Here is a 20,998-nt window from a genome sequence, read left to right as displayed (position 1 = left end):
GCGGGATAGTACACTTGAATTTCCCACTCACCATCTGAGGAGAAGGCCATGTCCAAAGCCATCCGCATCCATGAACACGGCGGTCCCGAAGTGTTGCGCTGGGAAGAGGTCGAGGTGGGCGAGCCCGGCCCCGGCCAGCTTCGGGTGCGCCACGGCGCCGTCGGTCTCAATTACATCGATGTCTATCATCGCACCGGTCTGTATCCCTTGCCGTCGCTGCCCTGGACGCTGGGCATGGAAGGCGCGGGACAGGTGGAAGCGGTGGGCGATGGTGTGACCGAATTCAAGCCTGGCGACCGGATCGCCTATGCTAGCCCGCCGGTCGGTGCCTACGCCGAAGTCCGACTGATCCCGGCTGACCGGGTGGTGGCGCTGCCCGACGCCATCGACGATCGAACCGCTGCCGCGATGATGCTGCAAGGCATGACCGCGCAATACCTGTTGCGGCGCACCTACCGAGTGCAAGCGGGTGACGCGATCCTGCTGCACGCCGCCGCCGGTGGGGTCGGGCTGATCGCCAGTCAGTGGGCGCGGCATCTGGGCGCGACCGTGATCGGCACGGTGGGCAACGACGAGAAAGCCGAATTGGCCCGCGCCCACGGTTGCCATCACGTCATCGTCTACAACCGTGAGAATTTCACCGAGCGGGTGCGCGAGATTACCGGCGGCCAGGGCGTGGCGGCGGTCTACGATTCGGTCGGCAAGGATACTTTCATGGGTTCGCTGGATTGCCTGCGGCCGCTGGGGATGATGGTCAGCTTCGGCAACGCCTCGGGGCCGGTGCCGCCGTTCGAGCCGGGAATTTTGGCCGCCAAGGGTTCGCTGTTCTTCACCCGGCCGACCTTGATGACGTATACGGCCCAGCGCGCCGATTTGCTGGCCAGCGCCTCCGAACTGTTCGAGGTGGTTTCCAGCGGGGCGGTCAGGATCGAAGTGCGTCAGACCTATCCGCTGGCCGAAACCGCCCGTGCGCACCGCGACCTGGAAGCGCGCCAGACCACCGGTTCCACCGTGCTGCTGCCTTGAAACGGCGGCCGTCGATACGTTTCACTCCAGCTAGCTTGCAGAGGATGAAGTGCACCCCTACCAGATCGCCGTGATCGGCGCGGGAATTACCGGTCTGACCCAGGCCCTGTGCTTGCAACGCCAAGGGCATCGGATCACCCTCTTCGAACGGGGTGGCGAGCGCCTGGACCATCATTGCAGCCATGTCGGGGCGGGGATGCTGGCCCCGTACTGCGAGCTGAGCGAGGCGGAAGCAGAAGTCGCTCGCTGGGGTGTTTCCGCCTTGGCGCTGTGGCGGCACATCGTGCCGACCCTCGCCCAACCCGTGCACATGAGCTGCGAAGGCACGCTGGTGGTCGCGCATCATCGGGACCGGGCGGGCATGCAACATCTGGCCGAGCGAGTCGAGCACGCCGGCTTCGGCACGCATCTGCAATGGTTGCGGCGCGACGAATTGCGCGAGTTGGAACCCGAACTGGAAGGCCGCTTCGGCGAAGGTCTGTACCTCTCTCCAGAAGGCGAGATCGACCCGCGTTCCTTGCTGCCGTCCTTGGTCGAAACGCTACGCCAAAACGGCGCGACGCTGTGTTTCGAGACCGAGGTTCAGGATTTGGCGCCGGGAGAGATCACGGCACGGGACGAACGCCAGACCTTCGACTGGGTGTTGGATTGTCGGGGGCTGGCGGCCAGCGACCAGATGACGGATTTGCGGGGCGTTCGGGGCGAGATTCTGGCCTTGCGCACCGACGAGGTTCGTCTGCGTCGTCCGATTCGCATGATGCATCCTCGCTATCCGCTGTATATCGTGCCGCGTCCCGGAAATCGTTTCGTGGTCGGGGCGACCAGCATCGAAAGCGACTCGTTGCGGCCCGCGACCGTCCGTTCCGCCCTGGAATTGCTGTCGGCGGCCTACGCTTTGCACCCGGCTTTCGCCGAAGCGGAGATCGTGGAGCTGAAGGTTCAGTGCCGACCGACCCTGCCCGATCATTTACCGCGCATCGTTCAGCAGGATAACTTGTTGCGCATCAACGGACTGTACCGGCACGGCTATCTGCTCAGTCCGCTGGTCGCGGAGACCGTCGCAACCTTCATTCGCGACCAGCGCCGGCCCGCCGAGACGGCGAAGCTTTGGGACGCGCCCGCCCCGCGCTAGAATGCGTGCCATTGCGGTAACCCGAAAATACGTTGTTGAGGTCGTGCATGATCATCGAAGTCAACGGAGAAAAGAAAACCTTGGAAAGTCCCCGTTCGCTGGCGGACGCCATCCGCGATTTGGGCTACGAAGGCGCACGGATCGCGGTGGCGCGTAACGACGAATTCGTGCCGCGTGGCGACTATGCCACCCGTCAGCTTCAGGACGGGGATCGTCTGGAAATCGTGTCGCCGATGCAGGGAGGTTAGCGGTGACCGATTCGAACCCGCCGCTCTGGGACATTGAGGGCCGCCAGTTACGTTCGCGGCTGCTGCTGGGAACCGCCCGCTATCCGTCGCTGGCGGTGCTGCAACAGGCCATCGTCGCCTCGGGCGCCGAGATCGTGACCGTCTCGCTGCGGCGGGAGTCGGCGACCGAGCGAGCCGGAAACCGCTTCTGGTCCACGATCAAGGCGATGGGGGTACAGGTCCTGCCGAATACCGCCGGTTGCAAGACCGTGAAGGAAGCCGTGACCACCGCCGAGATGGGGCGGGAAATTTTCGAAACGTCGTGGTTGAAGCTGGAAGTGATCGGCGACGATTACACCTTGCAACCGCACCCGTTCCTGCTGGTCGAGGCGGCGGAAGAGCTGTGCCGGCGGGGGTTCGAGGTCTTTCCCTACACCACCGAGGACATGGTGGTGGCGGAGCGGCTGATTCAGGCCGGCTGCTCGATCCTGATGCCGTGGGGGGCGCCGATCGGTTCGGGGCAAGGTTTGAACAATCCCTATGCGCTGCGGACCTTGCGCGCCCGTTACCCGGATATCGCGCTGATCGTGGACGCCGGCATCGGCAAACCGTCCCACGCCATCGCGGCGATGGAAATGGGTTTCGACGGCGTGCTGGTCAACACCGCCGTCGCCCGCGCGACCGACCCGGTCCAGATGGGACGCGCCTTCGGTCTGGCCGTCGAGTCCGGTCGTCTGGCTTACCTCGCCGGCGCAATGCCGGTTCAAGAAATGGCCGAACCGAGCACGCCCGTCACCGGCACGCCGTTCTGGCACCAATCTTAGGGACGTACCCGATGAAGACCCATGGAGTCCATGGATTTTATCCCGTGGTGGACGATGTTCGTTGGGTGCGTCGCTTCCTGCCGTTGGGCGTGCGGACCATCCAACTGCGGATCAAGGAGCAGCCCGAATCGGAAGTGCGGCGCCAAATCCGCGAAGCACTGGCTATCACCGCCGATTACGACGACTGCCAGATGATCGTCAACGACTACTGGCGGGAGGCGATTCAGGAAGGCGCGGCGTGGCTGCATCTGGGGCAGGAAGATTGGGCGGGCGCCGATCGCGCGGCGATCCGGGCGGCCGGGATCAAGCTGGGGATCAGCACCCACAGTCCCGAAGAACTGACAAACGCCTTGGACGCCAAGCCCGATTACGTTGCCTTGGGGCCGATCTACGAGACGACCTTGAAAAAGATGCCCTGGTCCCCGCAGGGGCTCGACCGCATCGGCGAATGGAAAACCCGTTTTGGTGGTCCGCTGGTCGCCATCGGTGGGATCACGCTGGAACGGGCGCCGGCGGTGCTGGCGGCGGGAGCGGATTCCATCGCGGTCGTTTCCGACGTGCTGCGTGCGCCGGACCCGGACGGGCGGGTCCGGGTCTGGCTGGATCTGTTCCGCGAAGCGGCGGGGCGCGCATAACCCCGCACCGTACAGAGCAATTTTGGGATGTCTAACCCTCTCCATCAGTCCTCAGACGCAACGAGCGCGCTCAGCGTCGAAGAGCAACTGCGCTACGCCCGGCATCTGATCTTGCCCGAGATCGGGCTTGACGGTCAGCGGAAATTGCGACAAGCGAGCGTGCTGGTGATCGGCGCCGGCGGCTTGGGTGCGCCGGCCTTGCTCTATCTGGCCGCCGCCGGGGTCGGCCGACTGGGTATCATCGATCCCGATCAGGTCGAGCTGAGCAACCTGCAGCGGCAGGTTTTGTATGACACGGCGGGTTGCGGCGCGGCCAAGACTGAGCAAGCCCGCGATCGCCTGCTTGCGCTCAACCCGCATCTCCAGATCGACGTTTACCCCGAGGCTTTCACTCTGGCCAATGCCGCGTGCTTGGTCGAAGCGTATGACCTGCTGATCGAAGGCTCCGATCGATTCGCCACTAAATATCTGGTGAACGATGCCTGCGTGTTGGCGGGTAAGCCGTATGTCGGCGCCAGCATCCGCGCGTTCTCGGGGATGCTTTCGGTCTATGCCGCGCCGGATGGACCTTGTTATCGCTGTCTTTTTCCGGAAATGCCGGACCCTGAGACGGTGCCGTCCTGTGCCCAAGCGGGTGTGTTGGGGACGGTGCCCGGCCTGTTCGGAACCTTGCAGGCCCACGAGGCGCTCAAGCTGATCCTGGGAATCGGAGAACCGTTGATCGGCGCGCTGCTCACGGTCGATCTGTTGGTGATGCGCTTTCAAAAGCCACGGCTACCGCGCGATCCAAACTGCCCGGTTTGCGGCGATGCGCCCACGATCCGCGCGTTGGCCGAGACCGAATGGGTTTGCGCCAATACTTCGGAACTCCAGGCGGATGGCAGGTCCGCGACGGAGCAAGCCACATCCACCGACGAGCTGCCCTGGCTCAGCTTGGAGGCTGGTCGGCGGTGTCCCACATTACGCTGGATCGATGTTCGCACCGAAGCCGAGTTTGCCGCCGGGCATATTCCAGGCGCCGAGCACATGCCGCTGGATCGGATCGAAAGCCTGCCCGCGCAGGTGGGGCCGGACGACGCTCTATTGCTCTACTGCCAGCGAGGCGAGCGGGCCGTGCGCGCGTATCATCTGCTGAAGGGGACACTGCAGGGACGATTGTCGCTACTGCAAGATGGATATGAGGGGTGGCTGCGCGGCGGGCTGGCGGAAACCGCCGATGTCACGGTCGATGGCATGGAGCCGCCGTCCTTGGCGGTGGTCGAACGTTCATGAGCCGTTTTCGTTCCGTTTGGCCTTCCGCCGTTCCAGGATCTCCTTGACCAAGGCGCGTTGGGCCGCGCGCGGTGCTTCCATCAGCGCCTTGACGTGAACCGCCACGCTGGCGGCCAGCGCCGACAGGTTGTATCCACCCTCCAGCACCGATACCACGCGGCCTTCGCAGCAATCGGCCGCGACCGCCAGAATCTCTCGGGTCAGCCACTCGTAGTCGTCCTCGTTGAAATTGAGTTCGGCCAGCGGGTCCAGGTAATGGGCGTCGAAGCCAGCCGAAATCAGGATCAATTTTGGTTGGAAGCGTCGTAGCGCGGGCTCGATGTCCTGATGCCAAGCGTGGCGCAGGTCGGCCGAACCACTCTCAGCCAGCAGCGGGACGTTGACGATGTTGCCGACCCCGCGTTCTTCGCGGCGGCCGGTGCCGGGGTAGATGTAAGCCTGATGAGTGGAGACGTACAGGTAGCTGGGGTCATGCTCGAACGCCGCTTGGGTGCCGTTGCCGTGGTGCACGTCGAAATCGATCACCGCCACCCGTTCCAGATCGTAAACGGCGCGGGCGTGGGCGGCGCCGATGGCGGCATTGTTGAACAGGCAAAAACCCATGGCCTGTGCCGGTTCGGCGTGGTGGCCGGGCGGACGGATGGCGCAGAAGGCGTTGTCGGCTTCCTGTCGCAGCACCGCATCCACCGCCGCGCAGACCGCGCCCGCCGCCCGCAGGGCGGCCTCCCCCGAGCGCGGCGAAACGACGGTGTCTCCGTCGATGGCGTAATGTTTCTGTTTGGGAATCCGGCCGAGAACACGCTCGACGTGGCTTTGGCTGTGGATACGGGTGAGTTGCTCGCGCGTGGCCTCGGGCGGGTCGCGCCACTCCAGCGCCGCGAACGGGACGGTGCCGAGCGCGTTGAGGATGGCGGTCAGTCGAGCCGCGCATTCCGGGTGGCCGAAACCGGTGTCGTGTTCCTGGCAAGCCGAATGGGTGTAGAGCAGAGTGGTCATGGCGCTGAATCCTCTTGAGCGGGGACCTCGCGTTTGGTGGTGGCGCGGCGCAGCGCTTTCAGAACATCCTGGCGGGAGATAATGCCGACCAGTCGATGGCCTTCCTCGACCACCGGCAGACTCTTGGCGCGTATTTCCACCAGTTTTTGCAGCAGTCGGCTGAGCGGTAGTTGTGGCGCGACGGTGACCGGTTCGCGAGTCATCACCGTTTCGACGGTTTGTTCCATGATGTCGTCGTAATGCGGGACCAGGGTGTGAGCGTCGAAACGAAACGCATTCAGCAAGTCGAACTTGGTCAGCATGCCGAGCAGGCAGCGTTGGTTGTCCACCACCGGCACGCCGTTGAAGTCGTGGGTTTCGAACAATTCCTCGGCCTCGCGCAATTTGGCTTTTGGACTGATGGCGATGGGATCGACGGTCATCACGTCGCGAATTTGATATTGCAGAAATTCGTACATCGGTGGCGGTCCTTTACAAAGTCGTGGCGGTTCGCGCCCGAAAATTTTGTCACGGCGGACAGAGCGTGGGGAAACCGCGATTAATGCGGGCGGATGCCACTTTACGCCCTTGTCGTCGATCCTGCATCGTGGCCAGGNGTCGCGCCCGCGATTTGGGGCGCTCGGTCGGTTTCCACCACCCGTTCCAGCCGCTGCCTCCACCACTTCCACCCCCGCTCCGTGCCGCCAGGCCCGTTCGCTCAGGACGCGCCGCCAGGCCCGTGCCCCCGGTATGCCCTGAAACAGTCCGAGGATAGGTCGGGTCATGCATTGCAGCGGCGTTCCCGCCCGTAGTCGCTCCTCCAGATAGGGCAGCAACGCCCGAACCACCTGATGGCGGTTCGGCGGTGGCGCGCTCGAACCGAAGAACCGTCGATCCACCTCGGCCAGCAGGTAAGGGTTCTCGTAAGCCGCGCGGCCGATCATCACCCCGTCCACCTGTCGCAATTGTTCCGTGACCTGCTCCAGTGTGGTCAAGCCACCGTTCAGCACGATGGTCAATTCGGGGAAATCCCGCTTGAGTCGATGCACGACCTCATGACGCAACGGCGGAATTTCCCGGTTTTCCTTCGGGCTCAAGCCGCTCAGCCAGGCTTTGCGGGCGTGAACGATGAAGACCGTGCATCCGCCCGCCGCGACCCGGCGCACGAAATCCGCCAGTTCCTGGTAGGAATCCCGTTCGTCGATCCCGATGCGGGTTTTGACCGTTACCGGCAGGTCTGTTGCCGCCCGCATCGCCGCCACGCACGCCGCCACCAGATCCGGTTCCGCCATCAGACAGGCGCCGAACCGACCCGACTGAACCCGGTCGCTGGGGCAGCCGACGTTGAGATTGATCTCGTCGTAACCCCAGTCGGCGGCGATGCGGGCGCAGCGGGCCAGTTCGGCGGGGTCGCTGCCGCCCAGTTGCAGAGCCAGCGGATGTTCGGTCGGATCGTGGGCCAGCAGCCGTTGCCGATCGCCGCGCAGTATCGCCCCAGTCGTGACCATCTCGGTGTAAAGCAGGGTGTGGCGACTCAATAGGCGGATGAAATATCGGTAGTGCCGGTCGGTCCAGTCCAGCATCGGTGCGACGGCGATCAAACGATCGAGCATGGCTTGAGAGCGAGTCGGGGAGAGGTTAACGCAATGCCAGCACCGCTTCCCGGATCAGATCCGGGCCGCGATAGATAAAGCCGGTGTAAAGCTGCACCAAGCTGGCGCCGGCCTCGATCTTGGCGGCGGCGTCGGCCCCGCTCAGGATGCCGCCTGCGGCAATGATCGGAATTTCGCCGGCCAGAATGTCGGCCAAGCGGCGCACCACCGCGGTTGAGCGTTCCCGCAGCGGTGCGCCGCTCAGGCCGCCGGTTTCCCCGGCGTGAGGCATGCCTTCCACGCCGGCTCGCGAGAAGGTGGTGTTGGTGGCGATGACCGCATCCATGCCATGCCGGCGCAGCGCCTGTCCCACCATGGGCAAATCGGCGTCGGCCAGGTCCGGCGCGATCTTGATCGCCAGTGGTACGTAACGACCATGAGTGTCGCACAAGCGTTGTCGTTCCGCTTGCAGTGTCGCCAATAATTGCTCCAGCGCCGCGCCGTATTGCAGGTCGCGCAGACCCGGCGTGTTGGGCGAGGAGATGTTTACGGTGACATAGCTGGCCCAGGGGTAGACCTTGCGCAGGCCGATCAGGTAGTCGTCGATCGCCCGTTCCGCCGGGGTATCGGCGTTCTTGCCGATGTTGATGCCCAACACGCCCTTGAAGCCGGATCGCCGCACTTGTTCGATCAGATAATCCACGCCCTTGTTGTTGAAGCCCAGTCGGTTGATCAGCGCCTGTGCCAACGGCAGCCGGAACATCCGAGGCTTGGGGTTGCCCGGCTGGGCGCGCGGAGTGACCGTGCCGATTTCGATGAAGCCGAACCCCAAGGCTTCCCAAGCCCTGATACATTCACCATTTTTGTCCAGACCGGCCGCCAGTCCAATCGGATGAGGGAAATCCAGTCCCATGACCCGGCGTGGCTGGGACGGTACGCATCTTCCAAATAGCGCGCTCAGTGCCAAGGGGGGTGTCGCACGTAGTAAGCCAAGCGTCCAATTGTGAGCTGTTTCCGGGTCGAGCTGAAACAGTAAGGTACGTAATGGGAAATAGAACATCGCTATTCTCGGACTCAATGATGAGGTAGAAGGTCGCCAGCGTGAAGATAGGGCGACTGTCGTCACATGAAACGTCGGCTTGGACCGTTCGGAAAAGGGCAGATGTGTTGCCTGTCTGACAGAAGGGCATCAATACTGCAGATTCATAATACAGATTTCTCGAAAAGCCAAGGTTGTTGTAGTAGACAATGTCTACGGTTCAATGGATAATATTTACACTACTGTGTCTTTTTCAAGTATCAGGGATGACAGGCCAACCAAAGTCTAGCGCCATAATTTCGTATGCGGGGTAGAGTGTTGTCGGAATTGTGAGATGTATTCCTCGAACTGATACGATCTGGCTTATCGCGGGTTGCTAGTTACAGATAAAACATACATGAAGCGTATTTTGGATATTTTGGGCGTTTTGGTCGAATTGGATGTTTGAAGATGACACGGTATGGCGTGAGTATCTTTGAGTATGACGACTAAATGATTCCGAGTGTCCTGTTCCGGCATGGCGGAGCTCGGTGTTCCATCCAATCGACGGTAGGTGAAATTCGATGCGCAAGCTTCTGATCTTGAGCACGGGAGCGGTTGATGAGGCGTTGCTCCAGAAAATCGCGGCGGCGGACTGGGAAGTGTATTGGGCCCAGGAATCCGTTATGGCCAGAACGTTGCTCACCGAGCATTCGTTTGAGGTGGGCTTGGTTATCCTTTTCAGTTGTGAGCCCGAGCGATCGGTCCAGTGGGTGGTCGACCTGATGCTGGCCCGCCGCAAGATGCAGTGGGTCATGGCGCTGTCTCGCCAGTGCCTTGATCGTAAGTTGTTGTCCAGCATCATCGCCGAGCGCTGCTGTGATTATCATACCCTGCCCATTGATCCCGCGCGCCTGGTGGTGACGCTTGGGCACGCCTACGGCATGGTCAATCTGACCGAAACCGCTCTGCGTCAGCAACGCGAGACGGAATCCCAGTACGGGTTGATCGGTAACAGCGCCGTCATGCAAACCCTGTTTCGGGGCATTCAGAAAGCGGCGGAAGTGGATGTGCCGGTGCTGATTACCGGGGAAAGCGGTACCGGCAAGGAGCAGACGGCCCGTGCCATTCATGAGTATTCCGCCCGCGTGGTGTCGCCGTTCGTCGCCATGAACTGTGCCGCCCTGCCCGCCAATCTGATTCAATCGGAACTGTTCGGGCATGAGAAGGGCGCGTTCACCGGTGCCAGCGAGCGCCGGATCGGCCATCTCGAATCCGCCAACGGCGGTACGCTGTTTCTGGACGAGATCGGCGATCTTGCCCCCGAACTGCAAGCCAATCTGTTGCGGTTTCTGGAGGAAAAGAAGATCCGCCGCCTGGGCAGCACCAAGCCGATTCCGGTCAATGTCCGAGTGATCGCCGCCACCAACACCCATCTGGAACAGGTGGTGCGAGACGGTCGGTTCCGCGAGGACTTGTACTACCGGCTCAACGTGCTGCACCTGCGGGCACCGGCGCTGCGCGAGCGCAAGAACGATGTCGAATTGCTGGCCAAACACTTTTTTACCAAATTTGCCGCGGAAACCAGGACTTCCGCCAAGGGATTGAGCCGCGATGCCTTGGAGGTTATCAATCGTTATGACTGGCCCGGTAACGTGCGGGAGTTGATGAACCGGGTACGCCGAGCAGTGTTGTTGAGTGAGGGGCCGTATGTCACCCCCGACGATCTGGAGCTGGAACGGCGCTCGCTGGGGCGTGGCTTTGTGACCCTGGACGAAGCCCGGATGGCGGCCGATCGCGAAACGATCCAGTCGACCTTGCTGCGAACCCGCTTCAACATCGCCCGTGCCGCCCAGGAACTGGGAGTTTCGCGCATGACGCTGTACCGTCTGATGGAGAAATACGATATTCGGCGGGATAATTCCTGATCTGGCGCGGTCGTTTTGAGTGAGGTGGCCCAAGCTGCGGGCCGCGATATCGCCAAGATGACCGTACCTCCACCACCGCCGTTCGACCCCAGGATTTTTCTCAAGCATCTCACCGCGTTGCCCGGCGTCTATCGGATGCTGGACGAGCGCGGCACGGTGCTTTATGTCGGTAAGGCGCGCAATCTCAAGCAGCGCGTTTCCAGCTACTTCCGAGAAAACCAAACGGCCGCCAAGGTGCGCAGCTTGGTGGCTCGTATCCGCGCCGTCGAAGTCACGGTGACTCATACCGAGGTCGAGGCGCTGATTCTGGAAAGTACGCTGATCAAGCAGTTCAAGCCGCGCTACAACATTTTGTTGCGCGACGACAAAGGCTATCCCTATATTCATGTGTCCGCCGGTGCGTTTCCCCGCATGGTGTTGTATCGGGGCGCCAAGCGCGCGGCGGGGCGCTATTTCGGCCCGTATCCCAACGCCAATGCCGTCCACGATACCTTGAACCTGCTGCAGAAAGCTTTTCGACTGCGGTCGTGCGAGGACAGTTTTTTCCAGGGTCGAAGCCGTCCCTGCCTGCAATATCAGATCAAGCGTTGCACTGGACCTTGCGTCGGCCTGATCGACGAAGTGGGTTATCAACGCCATCTGCGCGATGCCATCCTGTTTTTGGAAGGCAAGAGCGGACAGGTGATCGACGAGCTGGTGTTGCGGATGGAAAGGGCCGTCGCCATGCTGGATTTCGAGCAGGCGGCGCTCTGCCGCGACCAGATTGCCGATTTACGGCAGGTTCAGCAACGCCAGCATGTCGAGGGCGAGAGCGGCGATCTTGATGTGGTGGCCTGCGCGGTGCGGTGCGGCGTGGCCTGCGTGCAGGTTTTCATGTTTCGTGGCGGCCGCTTGCTCGGCAACCAGGCGTTTTTCCCCCGTCTGCCCGAGGAAGAGGAGGCTGGTGCCGTATTGAGCGCGTTTCTGGCGCAGTACTATCTCGACAAGACCGTTCCGGCCGATCTGTTGATCAGCCACGAACCAATGGAGATGGCACTGCTGATCCAAGCCTTTCAGGAGCGAGTCGGGCATCGGGTGCGAATCGCCCACCGCCCGCGCGGCGAGCGCGCCCGCTGGCTGGCCATGGCACTCCAAAACGCCGAGCATGCACTGGTCGCCCACCTGTCTAGTCAGACCGGGATGCATCGCCGATTGGAGGCGCTACGGGAAGCACTGGGTTGCGAATTCGAACTGGCGCGATTGGAATGTTTCGACGTCAGCCACACTTACGGTGAGGCGACGGTTGCGTCGTGTGTGGTGTTCGGCTCGGAAGGGCCGGTCAAGTCTGACTATCGCCGCTACAATATCGAAGGAGTTACTCCGGGCGATGATTACGCCGCCCTGCACCAAGCGCTGACCCGGCGCTACATTCGCCTGCGTGATGGACAGGAACGATTGCCGGATATCTTGTTCGTCGATGGCGGCAAAGGCCAGTTGACCCAGGCCCGCAAGGTACTGGATGAGTTGGGAATCACCGGGCTCGTGGTGGTTGGCATCGCCAAGGGGCCGGGACGCAAACCGGGGCTGGAGACGCTTTACTTGTTCGAGGAAAGTCGCCCGATTATACTGCCGGATGATTCAGCCGCGCTGCATTTAGTGCAGCAGATCCGCGACGAGGCACACCGCTTCGCGATTACCGGCCACCGCCAGCGTCGGATCAGAGGGCGTACCACCTCCGCGCTCGAAAGTATCCCCGGTATCGGAACCAAACGCCGACAGGCGTTGCTCGGGCAGTTCGGTGGTTTGAAACAACTGGCCCGGGCCGGCGTCGAGGATATTGCCCGAGTGGATGGTATCAGCGCCGAACTGGCACGACGCATCTACGATGTTTTCCACGATGAAAGTTGACCGCCCGTCGAACCATGCAACTGAACCTGCCTACCTGGCTGACCCTGCTGCGGATCGCGTTGATACCAGTTTTCGTGGGCGTGTTCTTTCTGCCGTTTCATGGCGCCAACCTGCTGTGCACCGCATTGTTCGGGCTGGCGGCACTGACCGATTGGTTGGATGGCTACCTGGCTCGGCGGCTCGGCCAGACCTCTGCCTTTGGCGCGTTTCTCGATCCGGTCGCCGACAAGCTGATGGTGGCGGCGGCACTGGTTTTGCTGGTGCAGGCCATTCCCACCCCATTGATGGCGGTAACGGCGATGATCATCATCGGCCGCGAAATCGCCATCTCCGCGTTGCGGGAGTGGATGGCGCAGATCGGGGGGGCATGGACGGGTAGCGGTGTCCATGATCGGCAAGATCAAAACCACCGCCCAGATGGTTGCCGTGCTGCTGTTGCTCTATCGAGAGCCGTTCGGCGGGGTTTTTCCGACCCTGGCGGTGGGGCAGGGTTTGTTGCTGGTTGCCGCGGTACTGACGCTTTGGTCCATGCTGCATTATCTGCTAGCGGCCTGGCCAGCGCTGAAGGCTTGACGAGCCCGATTTTTGCGTTAATATGACGTTTCTACGCAGCGGGAATAGCTCAGTTGGTAGAGCACAACCTTGCCAAGGTTGGGGTCGCGAGTTCGAGTCTCGTTTCCCGCTCCAAGATTCCCTGGCCTCGAAATAAATATCGAGGCTTTTTTTATGCGCCCGGTCATTGATGCCGGCGTATAAGTCTTCGTCACCGGGCTAGGTGGCAGAGTGGTCATGCAGCGGCCTGCAAAGCCGTGGACGCCGGTTCGATTCCGACCCTAGCCTCCAAACCTACCCTCGCTGGTGTGGTGGAATGGTATACACACAGGACTTAAAATCCTGCGGCTTTGCGGCCTTGTGGGTTCGAGTCCCACCACCAGCACCATAAAATCAGCGGGTTACAGAAATCCAGATTATTGTATTGCGCTAGAGAACGGCCATTTTGGCCGTTTGTTGCTTTTCAGTGTCCCGCCGGTGTCCCTATTTTCGAGTATCCAGGCTGAATAGCAATAGTACGGGCGGTGGGGCCTCCCATCCGAAAATCGGCAACCCCGCATGGCGTTCCGGCATATACCTTGGCCTTTATCCATAAGTCGAAAAACTCTTGCAAAATCAGCTATATGAAATATTTATCATATTTCAATTCGGCGAATGGCGGTCAACAACTCTGGCGTGGTGATTTCGGCAATCGGTCGCCCGCCGATCCAGGGGAAGATGTCGCGCTCGAATCGCCGGATGATGCGGTCGCCATGATTCGCTGCCCAGGTTGCGGAATATTTGGCGAACCACTCCCGCGCCACCACCTCGAAACTGTTCGCCGCCCGGTCGGCCCGCGCCGACTTCTGCGCCTTGCGGTTCTCGCTGGGGTCAATGCCGTCGGCCAGCAGCTTGCGTCCCGCGTCCCGCCGGTCGCGTGCGTCTTTCAGAGTCACGTCGGGATAGACGCCCAAGGCTAGCCGTTTTTCCTTACCGTCGAACCGGTACTTGAAGCGCCACCACTGTCCACCGGTAGGGGAGATTTCCAAATACAGCCCGCGTTCGTCGAACAGTTTGACGGTTTTCTCGCCGGGCTTGGCGTTACGGATCGTGACATCGGTCAGGGGCATGGGGGCAACTCCTTGTAGTGGCAACTGACTTGCCCCCAATGTTGCCCCCACTTGCCCCCACTTGCCCCCAGATGTCAATGGACAGTGTTACCCCTTGTTGGACATAAAACCAAGCAAAAAGCCCGCAGTTACGCGGGCTTTGGGTTTCTGGATGCTGCTGGATGTTGAAATGGTGGAGGCGGGGGGAATCGAACCCCCGTCCGCAAATCCTCCGCCCTTGGCCCTACATGTTTAGCCTGGTCTTTGTTTTAACCTTTCGCCTCCCGACCGGCAGGGTGGCGAACGGCGGTTCCGGTTAGGTTTTAGCGTCTTTTCCCCCGGACAGGTTGGGCGCGAGCTTGTGTTGGTCGACCCCTGAGCGCCCCGAAAGGCTCCGGACCTCACAAGCAAGTTCCGGTCAGAGGCTAGCGGGCTTTAGGCCGCCAGAGCGTAGCTGTCGTCGTTGGCAACTATGATTTGCAGCCTGATTAACGAGGCGAGCTGCATCCTCGACATGCGCCTTGGGTTTTGCAATCCACGTCGAAACCGGATCGCCCCCTATACAGTCCAATAGAATAGCGCGGGCGGCGATAAGTTCCTAGCGTTCCCGCATGAGCCGCTGTTTGTCCCGCTCCCAGTCGCGATCTTTCTCCGTCGCCCGCTTGTCGTATTCTTTTTTGCCGCGCGCCAAGCCGATGTCCAGCTTGGCGCGGTTGTGCTTCCAGTACATCGCCAGCGGAATCAGCGCGTAGCCCTTGCGCTCGACCGAGCCGATCAGCCGGCTGATCTCCTCCTTGTGCAGCAGCAGCTTGCGGGTGCGGGTCGGATCGGCCTGGACGTGAGTGGAGGCCGAAGTCAGCGGCGAAATATGGCAGCCGAACAGGAAGGCCTCGCCCTCGCGCAGCAGGACGTAACTTTCCTTAAGGTGGGCGCGGCCGGCGCGCAGGCTTTTCACCTCCCAGCCTTGCAGGGACAGCCCGGCCTCGAGGTGTTCCTCGACGAAATACTCGTGATACGCCTTTTTGTTGCCGGCGATTTGCTTGCTGCCTGGAGTGGGTTTTTTGCTCATGACGGGACCATGTGACCGCGCCGGCGCCCGTGGCCCGGCACGCGATGCTTGAGGATACGCGCGGATTCAACCAAACTTGCGCGGCTGGAGTCCAACAACAATTAGATCATGCCGCAATGGAGATCGAGTCGTGGCGACTGTCAAAAAAAAGCGCCCTGGTCCTCTACTCGGCGGCCGACATGTATGCCTTGGTCAACGATATTGAGTCCTACCCCCAATTTTTGCCCTGGTGCCGCTCCACCCGCGTCGCCAGCCGTACCGAGGATGAAGTGCGGGCCACCATCGAGATCGTCAAGGGTGGCGTGCACAAGTCCTTTACCACCATCAACCGCGCGCAGAAGCACAAGATGATCGACATCCGCCTGCTGGAAGGTCCGTTCAAGCGGCTGGAAGGCTACTGGCGTTTCGAACCGCTGCGGGCCGACGCCTGCAAGATTTCCCTGGACATGGAATTCGAATTCTCCAGTCATCTGTTGCGGATCGCGGTCGAGCCGGTGTTCAAGCAAATCGCCAACTCCTTGGTCGACGCATTCTGCCGGCGCGCAATGGAACTGTATGGCAAACGCTGAGCCGAAGCTGATTCGGGTCGAGGTCGCCTACGCTCGCCCCGACGAACAGGCCATTGTCTCGGTCGAGGTGCCGGAAGGCGCTACACTGGAACAAGCTATCGTTCAGTCGCGAATCCAGGAACGATTCCCGGAAATCCAGCTCAATACCGCCAAGGTCGGGGTGTTCGGCAAGCTCGGCAAACTTGCGGCCACCGTGCGCGCCGGCGACCGGGTGGAGATCTACCGGCCGTTGCTGGCCGATCCCAAGGAGGTCCGCAAGCGGCGCGCCGCCGAGGGCAAGCGCATGGGCAAGGGCGGCGGCGATCTGGAGCCGAAAGCCGGTTAGTCCACCGTGCCGTCGATACGGTCGAGCGTGTCGCCGCTGAAGTACAGCGTGATGTGGCGCTGATCGTCGATCTGGCGGCCTTGCTTGTAGTAGTAATAGTAATCCCAGCGGTTCTGGTGGAATGGATCGGTAATCAGCGGCGTGCCCAGGATTCGCTGCACCTGCGTCTTGGTCATGCCGGGGTGCAGGTGACCGACCATCTCCGAGTCGAGGTAATTGCCTTGACGAACCGGAACGTTATAGAAACTAGGTAGATAAGATCCGCAACCGGCGGTCAGGACGAGCAGCAGGATGCCGGTGGCGCGCAAGGACTTGTGAAGCATGGAAGGCAGGATCCGGGTTGCTTGGAACTGAAGACATCATAGCGTACATCGGCAACCTGTAGGCAAGCGCAATCCTGGAGATCGTTCCACATGGGATCGAAAGAACTCAAACAGGCCGGTTTGAAGGTCACGCTGCCGCGCATGAAGATTCTCGACATCTTGCAGCAGCAGGAAAACGCTCATCTGAGCGCCGAGACGATCTATCGCGCGCTGATCGATTCCGGTGAGGAGATCGGCCTGGCGACGGTGTATCGGGTGCTGACGCAGTTCGAATCGGCCGGTCTGGTCAAGCGCCATCATTTCGAGGGCGGTCAGTCGGTTTTCGAGGTCAACCAGGGCGATCATCACGATCACATCGTGTGCCTGGAATGCGGGCGGATCGAGGAATTTTGCGACGAGGAAATCGAGCGGCGGCAGCACGCCATCGCCCGGCGGCTCGGGTTCGAACTGGCCGAGCATTGCCTGATTCTCTACGGGCACTGTACCCGCGCTGATTGCCAGCACGTCCCCGCCCCGGATGGCGAAGACAGCGAGCCGACGACAGAGCGGGGGGAGCATTGATTTGCCGCCGTGGAGAGACGGGGCGCGATAAGGCGAGGACGGTCAGCGCGATGAGGTACCGTTCTCCACCATCTCCCGCGCGTGCGCCAGCGTACTGGCGGTCAGCTCCAGCCCGCCCAGCATCCGGGCGATTTCCGTAACCCGCGCGCTGGCATCCAACGGCAGCACCTGAGTGTGGGTACTGGCGCCGTCGGTCTGCTTGTCCACCTTGAAGTGCTGATGTGCCTGTGCCGCCACCTGCGGCAGATGGGTCACGCACAGTACCTGCCGGTTGCCGCCCAGCGCCCGCAATTGCCGGCCGACCACTTCCGCTACCCCGCCGCCGATGCCGCTGTCGACCTCGTCGAAAATCAGGGTCGGGATGCGGGCGGCGCGGGCGGTGATGACCTGGATTGCCAGGCTGATGCGCGATAGCTCGCCGCCTGAAGCGACCTTGGCCAACGGTCGCAATGGTTGGCCAGGATTGGCGCTGACCTGGAACTCCACCGTTTCCAGTCCGCCGGGCGCGGGTTGATCCTGCCGTTCCAGAGCGATGTGAAAGCGTCCACCCGGCATGCCCAGTTCAGCCAGCGCCCCGGAGACCCGTTCGCCCAGCTCCCGCGCCGCCGCCGTGCGCCGCTCGCTCAAGCGGTCGGCTTGCTCCTGATAGACGGCCCGAGCCGCTGTCACGGCCTGCTGGAGCTCATCCAGCCGGGTTTCGCTGTGTTCGAGGCGATCCAGCTCGGTCTCGAACCGCGCCCGCAGCGCCGGCAGTTCCTCGGGCGCGGTTCGATGCTTGCGCGCCAGTTGCAGGGCGGCGGCCAACCGCTGTTCGATCCGAGCCAGATTGTCGGGGTCGAGATCGAGATCGCTCACATAGCCGCGCAGTTCGCCGCCGGCTTCCTGAACCTGAATCAGCGCGGCGTTGAGTAGTTCGCTCACCGGGGCGAGCCGGGGGTCCAGTCGGCTCAGGGTGTCCAACTCGCGCAGGCTCTGGCCGAGCCGGTCGGCCATGGCATCGCCGTCACCCTCGGTCAACCAGCCCAGCAAGCGTTGGCCGGTTTCCAGCAACTGGCTGGCGTTGGCCAGCCGTCGCTGTTCGCGTTCCAGTTCCGCTACTTCGCCCTCCGCCAGATCCAGCGCCACCAGTTCCCGCAGGTGATAGCGCAGGATGTCCAGCCGGGCGTCGCGCTCGCCGCTGGCTTGCCGCAGCGCGCGCAAGTCCTGCCGCAACTGGCTCCAATTGCGGTAACGTTCCGTCAGTTCCGCCACGAAGCTTTGATTGCCGGCGTAGTCGTCCAGCAATTGCCGTTGGGCCTCGCGCCGCAGCAGTGATTGGTGCTCATGCTGGCCGTGGATGTCCACCAGCAGCTCGCCTAGCTCCCGTAGCGCCTGGGTCGGTTGCGGCACGCCGTTGATGTAGTTGCGCGAACGGCCGCTGCCGGCGATCACCCGTCGCAGATGGCAGTCGCCCTCGCCGGCTAGATCGTGTTCGTTCAGCCAGGCGCTCGCCGCCGGTAGTTGGCTCAGGTCGAACACCGCGCTGAGGTCGGCCCGCCCGGCGCCGTGGCGGATGACGCCGCTATCGGCCCGATCACCCAGCAGCAGGCCGATGGCGTCCACCAGGATGGATTTGCCGGCGCCGGTCTCACCGGTGACCGCGGTCATGCCTCCCGCCAGTTCCAGTTCCAATTGCTCGACGATGGCGAAGTCGCGGATGCACAACTGGATCAGCATGGTGGAAGGACCCTCAGACGAAAGGCGAGGCTTCCGGGCTCAGGCCCCAGCGCAGCTTGGCGCGCAGCAGCTTGAAATAATCGTGGTTGATGGGGTGGATCAGCCGCACCTTGCGTTCCTTCTTGCGGATCACGATCTGATCGCCCCGCTCCAGCGGCAAGCTGACCTGGCCATCGCAGGTCACCTGCGTGTTGATGGTGTTGGCCGCGTTCAGCACCACTTCGATGACATTGTCGGCGCCGACCACGATCGGTCGGTGGGTGAGGGTATGCGGGCAGATCGGCACCAGCACCACGGCTTCCAGGCCCGGATAGATGATCGGTCCGCCGCCAGCCAGCGCGTAGGCGGTGGAGCCGGTCGGGGTTGAGATGATCAGGCCGTCGGCGCGATAGGTGTTCAGAAACCGTCCATCCAGAAAGGTCTCCACATCGATCATTCGCGCGACATCGCGCTTATGGATCACTACGTCGTTCAAGGCGTCCGCCTCGCCGACCATGCAGCCGTCGCGCATGACCTGGGCGTACAACAGCAGGCGGCGGGCTTCGCGGAACTGGCCGTTCAGCACGCCGTCCAGCCGGTGTGGGATTTCACTGGGGGAAACATCGGCCAGAAACCCCAGTCGTCCCAGGTTGACCCCTAGGATCGGCATATCGTAGTCCACCAGCGAACGGGCGGCGTTGAGCATGGTGCCATCGCCGCCCATGACCACCACCAGATCGCATTGCTCGCCGATAGCGGCGCGGCTGGCGACTTCCAGGCCGCTATCCGGGATCAATTGGGCCGAGCTTTCGTCGAGCAGCACCCGTAATTGACGTTGAAGCAGGTGGGCGGCAATCTGATTCAGTGCACCCGCGACGTTGGGGTCGCCGAACTTGCCGATGAGACCAATGGTGTGGAAGACAGGGATGGGCATCGTTCCGTACTGAGTGATCTAAAGAGAGCAAATTATCATTGTAGAAGAATGCACGCCAAGCATGACAGCTTGACACCTCGACAGGGAATTGCTAGGTTCCGTTGGCACTCTGAGGTGAGGAGTGCTAATAAAAACAACCAGGTGTCGGCATGCAGATTTCGGACCCCACGCCAGCGGGCCATCCCGCCCTAAACGAGCGCACCCAGCACCTGCTGAAGTTTCTGGTCGAGCGCTACATCCGCGACGGCCAGCCGGTCGGTTCGCGCACGCTGTCGCGCGACGCCGGCTTGGATCTGAGTTCCGCCACCGTGCGCAACGTTATGGCCGACCTGGAAGAGCTGGGCTATCTGCGCGCGCCGCACACCTCGGCCGGTCGGGTGCCGACCGCGCGCGGTTATCGCTTCTTCATCGACACCCTGTTGCGGGTCAAGCCGCTGGACTCGCGGGAAATCGAGGTGCTGCGCCGGCGGATCGACCAGCCGACGCAAAGCGGCACCGAACTGGCGCGCTCGGTGTCGGACTTGCTGTCCGGCGTCACCCGGCTGGCCGGTATCGTCATGCTGCCGCGCCGTCAAACCATGACCCTGCGCCAAGTGGAGTTCCTGCCACTGTCCGAGCACCGGGTGCTGGCGATCCTGGTGTTGAACGGTCAGGAAGTGCAGAACCGCATCATCCAGACTCGGCGCCCCTACGATGCCGCGGAATTGCAGCGGGCCGCCAATTATCTCAACGCGCAGTTTGGCGGCCGGGACATCCAGCAGGTACGGAAAACCCTGCTCGACGAACTGCGCGAGACCCGCGACCATCTCGATCGGCTGATGCAGACCGTGATGGAGATGGCGGAGCAGACTTTCGAGACCGCGCCCGAAAGTGACGATTATGTGGTGGCCGGTCAAACCCACCTGATGCAGTACGCTGACCTGTCGGATCTCGACAAGCTGCGGCAATTGTTCGAAGCCTTCAATCAGAAAAGCGATCTGCTGCATCTGTTCGATCAATGCCTGCATGCCGGTGGCGTGCAGATATTCGTCGGCGAGGAATCCGGCTGCGGCGTGCTGGAAGGATGCAGCGTGGTGACGGCGCCCTACGGTTCGGGCGACCAGGTGTTGGGCGTGCTCGGCATCATCGGTCCGACTCGCATGGCCTACGATCGGGTCATTCCGGTGGTGGACGTCACCGCTCGTTTGCTGGCCGAGGTGCTGGACGGACAACGCGACTGAACGCGGGAAAACGGTTGTTTCAGTGATTGGTGCTCTTGAATTTTCCGCATCCAACCCCAGATTCTCCGCCATCAGGGGCGACTGCCACGCCCGACCGCTTGCCACCTAGTGATGGAGAACCCGTTCGATGAGCTCAACTGAACCCA

20 protein-coding genes, 3 tRNA genes, 1 other RNA gene and 2 pseudogenes are annotated in these 20,998 nt (G+C 62.0%); 16 read left to right on the top strand and 10 right to left on the bottom strand.

Annotated elements, in window-relative coordinates; translation table 11 throughout:
* Positions 1 to 48 precede the first annotated feature (48 nt).
* The 6 genes from E4P82_RS11580 to moeB are packed head-to-tail and all read left to right on the top strand — an operon-like array spanning position 49 to position 5,116.
* On the top strand, positions 49 to 1,026 hold the full coding sequence (locus E4P82_RS11580; RefSeq protein ID WP_169249036.1) for a quinone oxidoreductase family protein: 978 nt from the start codon (positions 49 to 51) through the stop codon (positions 1,024 to 1,026).
* A 49-nt stretch (positions 1,027 to 1,075) separates the two neighbouring features.
* The gene (thiO, locus tag E4P82_RS11575; protein WP_169249035.1) at positions 1,076 to 2,158 is read left to right on the top strand and encodes a glycine oxidase ThiO; all 1,083 of its coding nucleotides are present in this window, start codon (positions 1,076 to 1,078) and stop codon (positions 2,156 to 2,158) included.
* Between the two features lie 47 nt (positions 2,159 to 2,205).
* Positions 2,206 to 2,406 (top strand): sulfur carrier protein ThiS, encoded by a 201-nt coding sequence (thiS, locus tag E4P82_RS11570; protein ID WP_169249034.1) that lies wholly within the window; start codon positions 2,206 to 2,208, stop codon positions 2,404 to 2,406.
* A gap of 32 nt (positions 2,407 to 2,438) precedes the next feature.
* Complete coding sequence (locus tag E4P82_RS11565; protein ID WP_420887101.1) at positions 2,439 to 3,209, top strand: thiazole synthase; 771 nt, start codon at positions 2,439 to 2,441, stop codon at positions 3,207 to 3,209.
* Between the two features lie 11 nt (positions 3,210 to 3,220).
* Positions 3,221 to 3,844, top strand: a complete 624-nt coding sequence (locus tag E4P82_RS11560) for a thiamine phosphate synthase (protein ID WP_169249032.1) — start codon at positions 3,221 to 3,223, stop codon at positions 3,842 to 3,844.
* Between the two features lie 27 nt (positions 3,845 to 3,871).
* A complete protein-coding gene (gene moeB / locus E4P82_RS11555) occupies positions 3,872 to 5,116 on the top strand; it encodes a molybdopterin-synthase adenylyltransferase MoeB (protein WP_169249030.1) in 1,245 nt (414 codons plus the stop codon).
* On the opposite strand, the gene E4P82_RS11550 is transcribed toward moeB, so the two are convergent.
* The 4 genes and pseudogenes from E4P82_RS11550 to E4P82_RS11535 form a co-directional block, all read right to left on the bottom strand.
* Positions 5,111 to 6,112, bottom strand: a complete 1,002-nt coding sequence (locus tag E4P82_RS11550; protein WP_169249028.1) for a histone deacetylase family protein — start codon at positions 6,110 to 6,112, stop codon at positions 5,111 to 5,113. The two genes, moeB and E4P82_RS11550, sit on opposite strands and share 6 nt — an antisense overlap.
* Positions 6,109 to 6,534, bottom strand: coding sequence for a CBS domain-containing protein (locus E4P82_RS22125; protein ID WP_246327547.1), 426 nt, complete (start codon positions 6,532 to 6,534; stop codon positions 6,109 to 6,111). The genes E4P82_RS11550 and E4P82_RS22125 overlap by 4 nt, the downstream gene beginning before the upstream one ends.
* Before the next feature lie 225 nt (positions 6,535 to 6,759).
* Positions 6,760 to 7,704: pseudogene (dusA, locus tag E4P82_RS22120) on the bottom strand (tRNA dihydrouridine(20/20a) synthase DusA); the annotation flags it as partial.
* A gap of 25 nt (positions 7,705 to 7,729) precedes the next feature.
* Positions 7,730 to 8,743: a quinone-dependent dihydroorotate dehydrogenase gene (locus E4P82_RS11535; RefSeq protein ID WP_169249027.1), complete on the bottom strand. Its 1,014-nt coding sequence runs from the start codon at positions 8,741 to 8,743 to the stop codon at positions 7,730 to 7,732.
* 542 nt (positions 8,744 to 9,285) lie between these two features.
* Here E4P82_RS11535 and E4P82_RS11530 point away from each other — a divergent pair.
* The 6 genes and pseudogenes from E4P82_RS11530 to E4P82_RS11505 all read left to right on the top strand — a co-directional run bounded on the left by E4P82_RS11530 (position 9,286) and on the right by E4P82_RS11505 (position 13,456).
* Entirely contained in the window at positions 9,286 to 10,629 is a 1,344-nt protein-coding gene (locus tag E4P82_RS11530) for a sigma-54 dependent transcriptional regulator (RefSeq protein ID WP_169249026.1), read from the top strand.
* A gap of 57 nt (positions 10,630 to 10,686) precedes the next feature.
* The gene (gene uvrC, locus E4P82_RS11525) at positions 10,687 to 12,516 is read left to right on the top strand and encodes an excinuclease ABC subunit UvrC (RefSeq protein WP_169249079.1); all 1,830 of its coding nucleotides are present in this window, start codon (positions 10,687 to 10,689) and stop codon (positions 12,514 to 12,516) included.
* A 14-nt stretch (positions 12,517 to 12,530) separates the two neighbouring features.
* Positions 12,531 to 13,089, top strand: a pseudogene (gene pgsA / locus E4P82_RS11520) (CDP-diacylglycerol--glycerol-3-phosphate 3-phosphatidyltransferase).
* A gap of 38 nt (positions 13,090 to 13,127) precedes the next feature.
* Positions 13,128 to 13,203: transfer RNA gene (locus E4P82_RS11515), tRNA-Gly, on the top strand.
* A gap of 82 nt (positions 13,204 to 13,285) precedes the next feature.
* Positions 13,286 to 13,359, top strand: a tRNA-Cys gene (locus E4P82_RS11510).
* Between the two features lie 11 nt (positions 13,360 to 13,370).
* Positions 13,371 to 13,456, top strand: a tRNA-Leu gene (locus E4P82_RS11505).
* 247 nt (positions 13,457 to 13,703) lie between these two features.
* On the opposite strand, the gene E4P82_RS11500 is transcribed toward E4P82_RS11505, so the two are convergent.
* From E4P82_RS11500 to smpB, 3 genes are all read right to left on the bottom strand, one after another.
* Positions 13,704 to 14,177, bottom strand: coding sequence for a tyrosine-type recombinase/integrase (locus tag E4P82_RS11500; protein WP_169249024.1), 474 nt, complete (start codon positions 14,175 to 14,177; stop codon positions 13,704 to 13,706).
* 170 nt (positions 14,178 to 14,347) lie between these two features.
* Positions 14,348 to 14,715, bottom strand: a transfer-messenger RNA (tmRNA) gene (gene ssrA, locus E4P82_RS11495).
* Positions 14,716 to 14,754: 39 nt separating this feature from the next.
* The gene (gene smpB / locus E4P82_RS11490) at positions 14,755 to 15,225 is read right to left on the bottom strand and encodes an SsrA-binding protein SmpB (RefSeq protein ID WP_169249023.1); all 471 of its coding nucleotides are present in this window, start codon (positions 15,223 to 15,225) and stop codon (positions 14,755 to 14,757) included.
* Between the two features lie 116 nt (positions 15,226 to 15,341).
* On the opposite strand from smpB, the gene E4P82_RS11485 reads away from it, so the two are divergent.
* Together E4P82_RS11485 and E4P82_RS11480 are read left to right on the top strand one after the other, a co-directional pair.
* A complete protein-coding gene (locus tag E4P82_RS11485) occupies positions 15,342 to 15,794 on the top strand; it encodes a type II toxin-antitoxin system RatA family toxin (RefSeq protein WP_169249021.1) in 453 nt (150 codons plus the stop codon).
* Positions 15,781 to 16,119: an RnfH family protein gene (locus E4P82_RS11480; protein WP_169249020.1), complete on the top strand. Its 339-nt coding sequence runs from the start codon at positions 15,781 to 15,783 to the stop codon at positions 16,117 to 16,119. Before E4P82_RS11485 ends, E4P82_RS11480 begins: the two co-directional genes overlap by 14 nt.
* Here E4P82_RS11480 and E4P82_RS11475 read toward each other — a convergent pair.
* Complete coding sequence (locus tag E4P82_RS11475; RefSeq protein WP_169249019.1) at positions 16,116 to 16,442, bottom strand: outer membrane protein assembly factor BamE; 327 nt, start codon at positions 16,440 to 16,442, stop codon at positions 16,116 to 16,118. The two genes, E4P82_RS11480 and E4P82_RS11475, sit on opposite strands and share 4 nt — an antisense overlap.
* Before the next feature lie 90 nt (positions 16,443 to 16,532).
* On the opposite strand from E4P82_RS11475, the gene fur reads away from it, so the two are divergent.
* Positions 16,533 to 17,003: a ferric iron uptake transcriptional regulator gene (gene fur / locus E4P82_RS11470; protein WP_169249018.1), complete on the top strand. Its 471-nt coding sequence runs from the start codon at positions 16,533 to 16,535 to the stop codon at positions 17,001 to 17,003.
* Between the two features lie 42 nt (positions 17,004 to 17,045).
* Here the strand turns inward: fur and recN are convergent, their stop codons facing one another.
* A complete protein-coding gene (recN, locus tag E4P82_RS11465; RefSeq protein WP_169249017.1) occupies positions 17,046 to 18,719 on the bottom strand; it encodes a DNA repair protein RecN in 1,674 nt (557 codons plus the stop codon).
* A gap of 13 nt (positions 18,720 to 18,732) precedes the next feature.
* The gene (locus E4P82_RS11460) at positions 18,733 to 19,632 is read right to left on the bottom strand and encodes an NAD(+) kinase (protein WP_169249016.1); all 900 of its coding nucleotides are present in this window, start codon (positions 19,630 to 19,632) and stop codon (positions 18,733 to 18,735) included.
* A 149-nt stretch (positions 19,633 to 19,781) separates the two neighbouring features.
* Here E4P82_RS11460 and hrcA point away from each other — a divergent pair, with 149 nt between their 5' ends.
* Positions 19,782 to 20,852: a heat-inducible transcriptional repressor HrcA gene (gene hrcA / locus E4P82_RS11455; protein ID WP_169249015.1), complete on the top strand. Its 1,071-nt coding sequence runs from the start codon at positions 19,782 to 19,784 to the stop codon at positions 20,850 to 20,852.
* Positions 20,853 to 20,998: the final 146 nt, after the last annotated feature.

The sequence above is a fragment of the Candidatus Competibacter phosphatis genome, assembly GCF_012939995.1.
Lineage (GTDB): Bacteria > Pseudomonadota > Gammaproteobacteria > Competibacterales > Competibacteraceae > Competibacter > Competibacter phosphatis.
The sequence above is the reverse complement of the archived record's forward strand: the minus strand, read 5'-3'. Positions and strand labels throughout refer to the sequence as shown.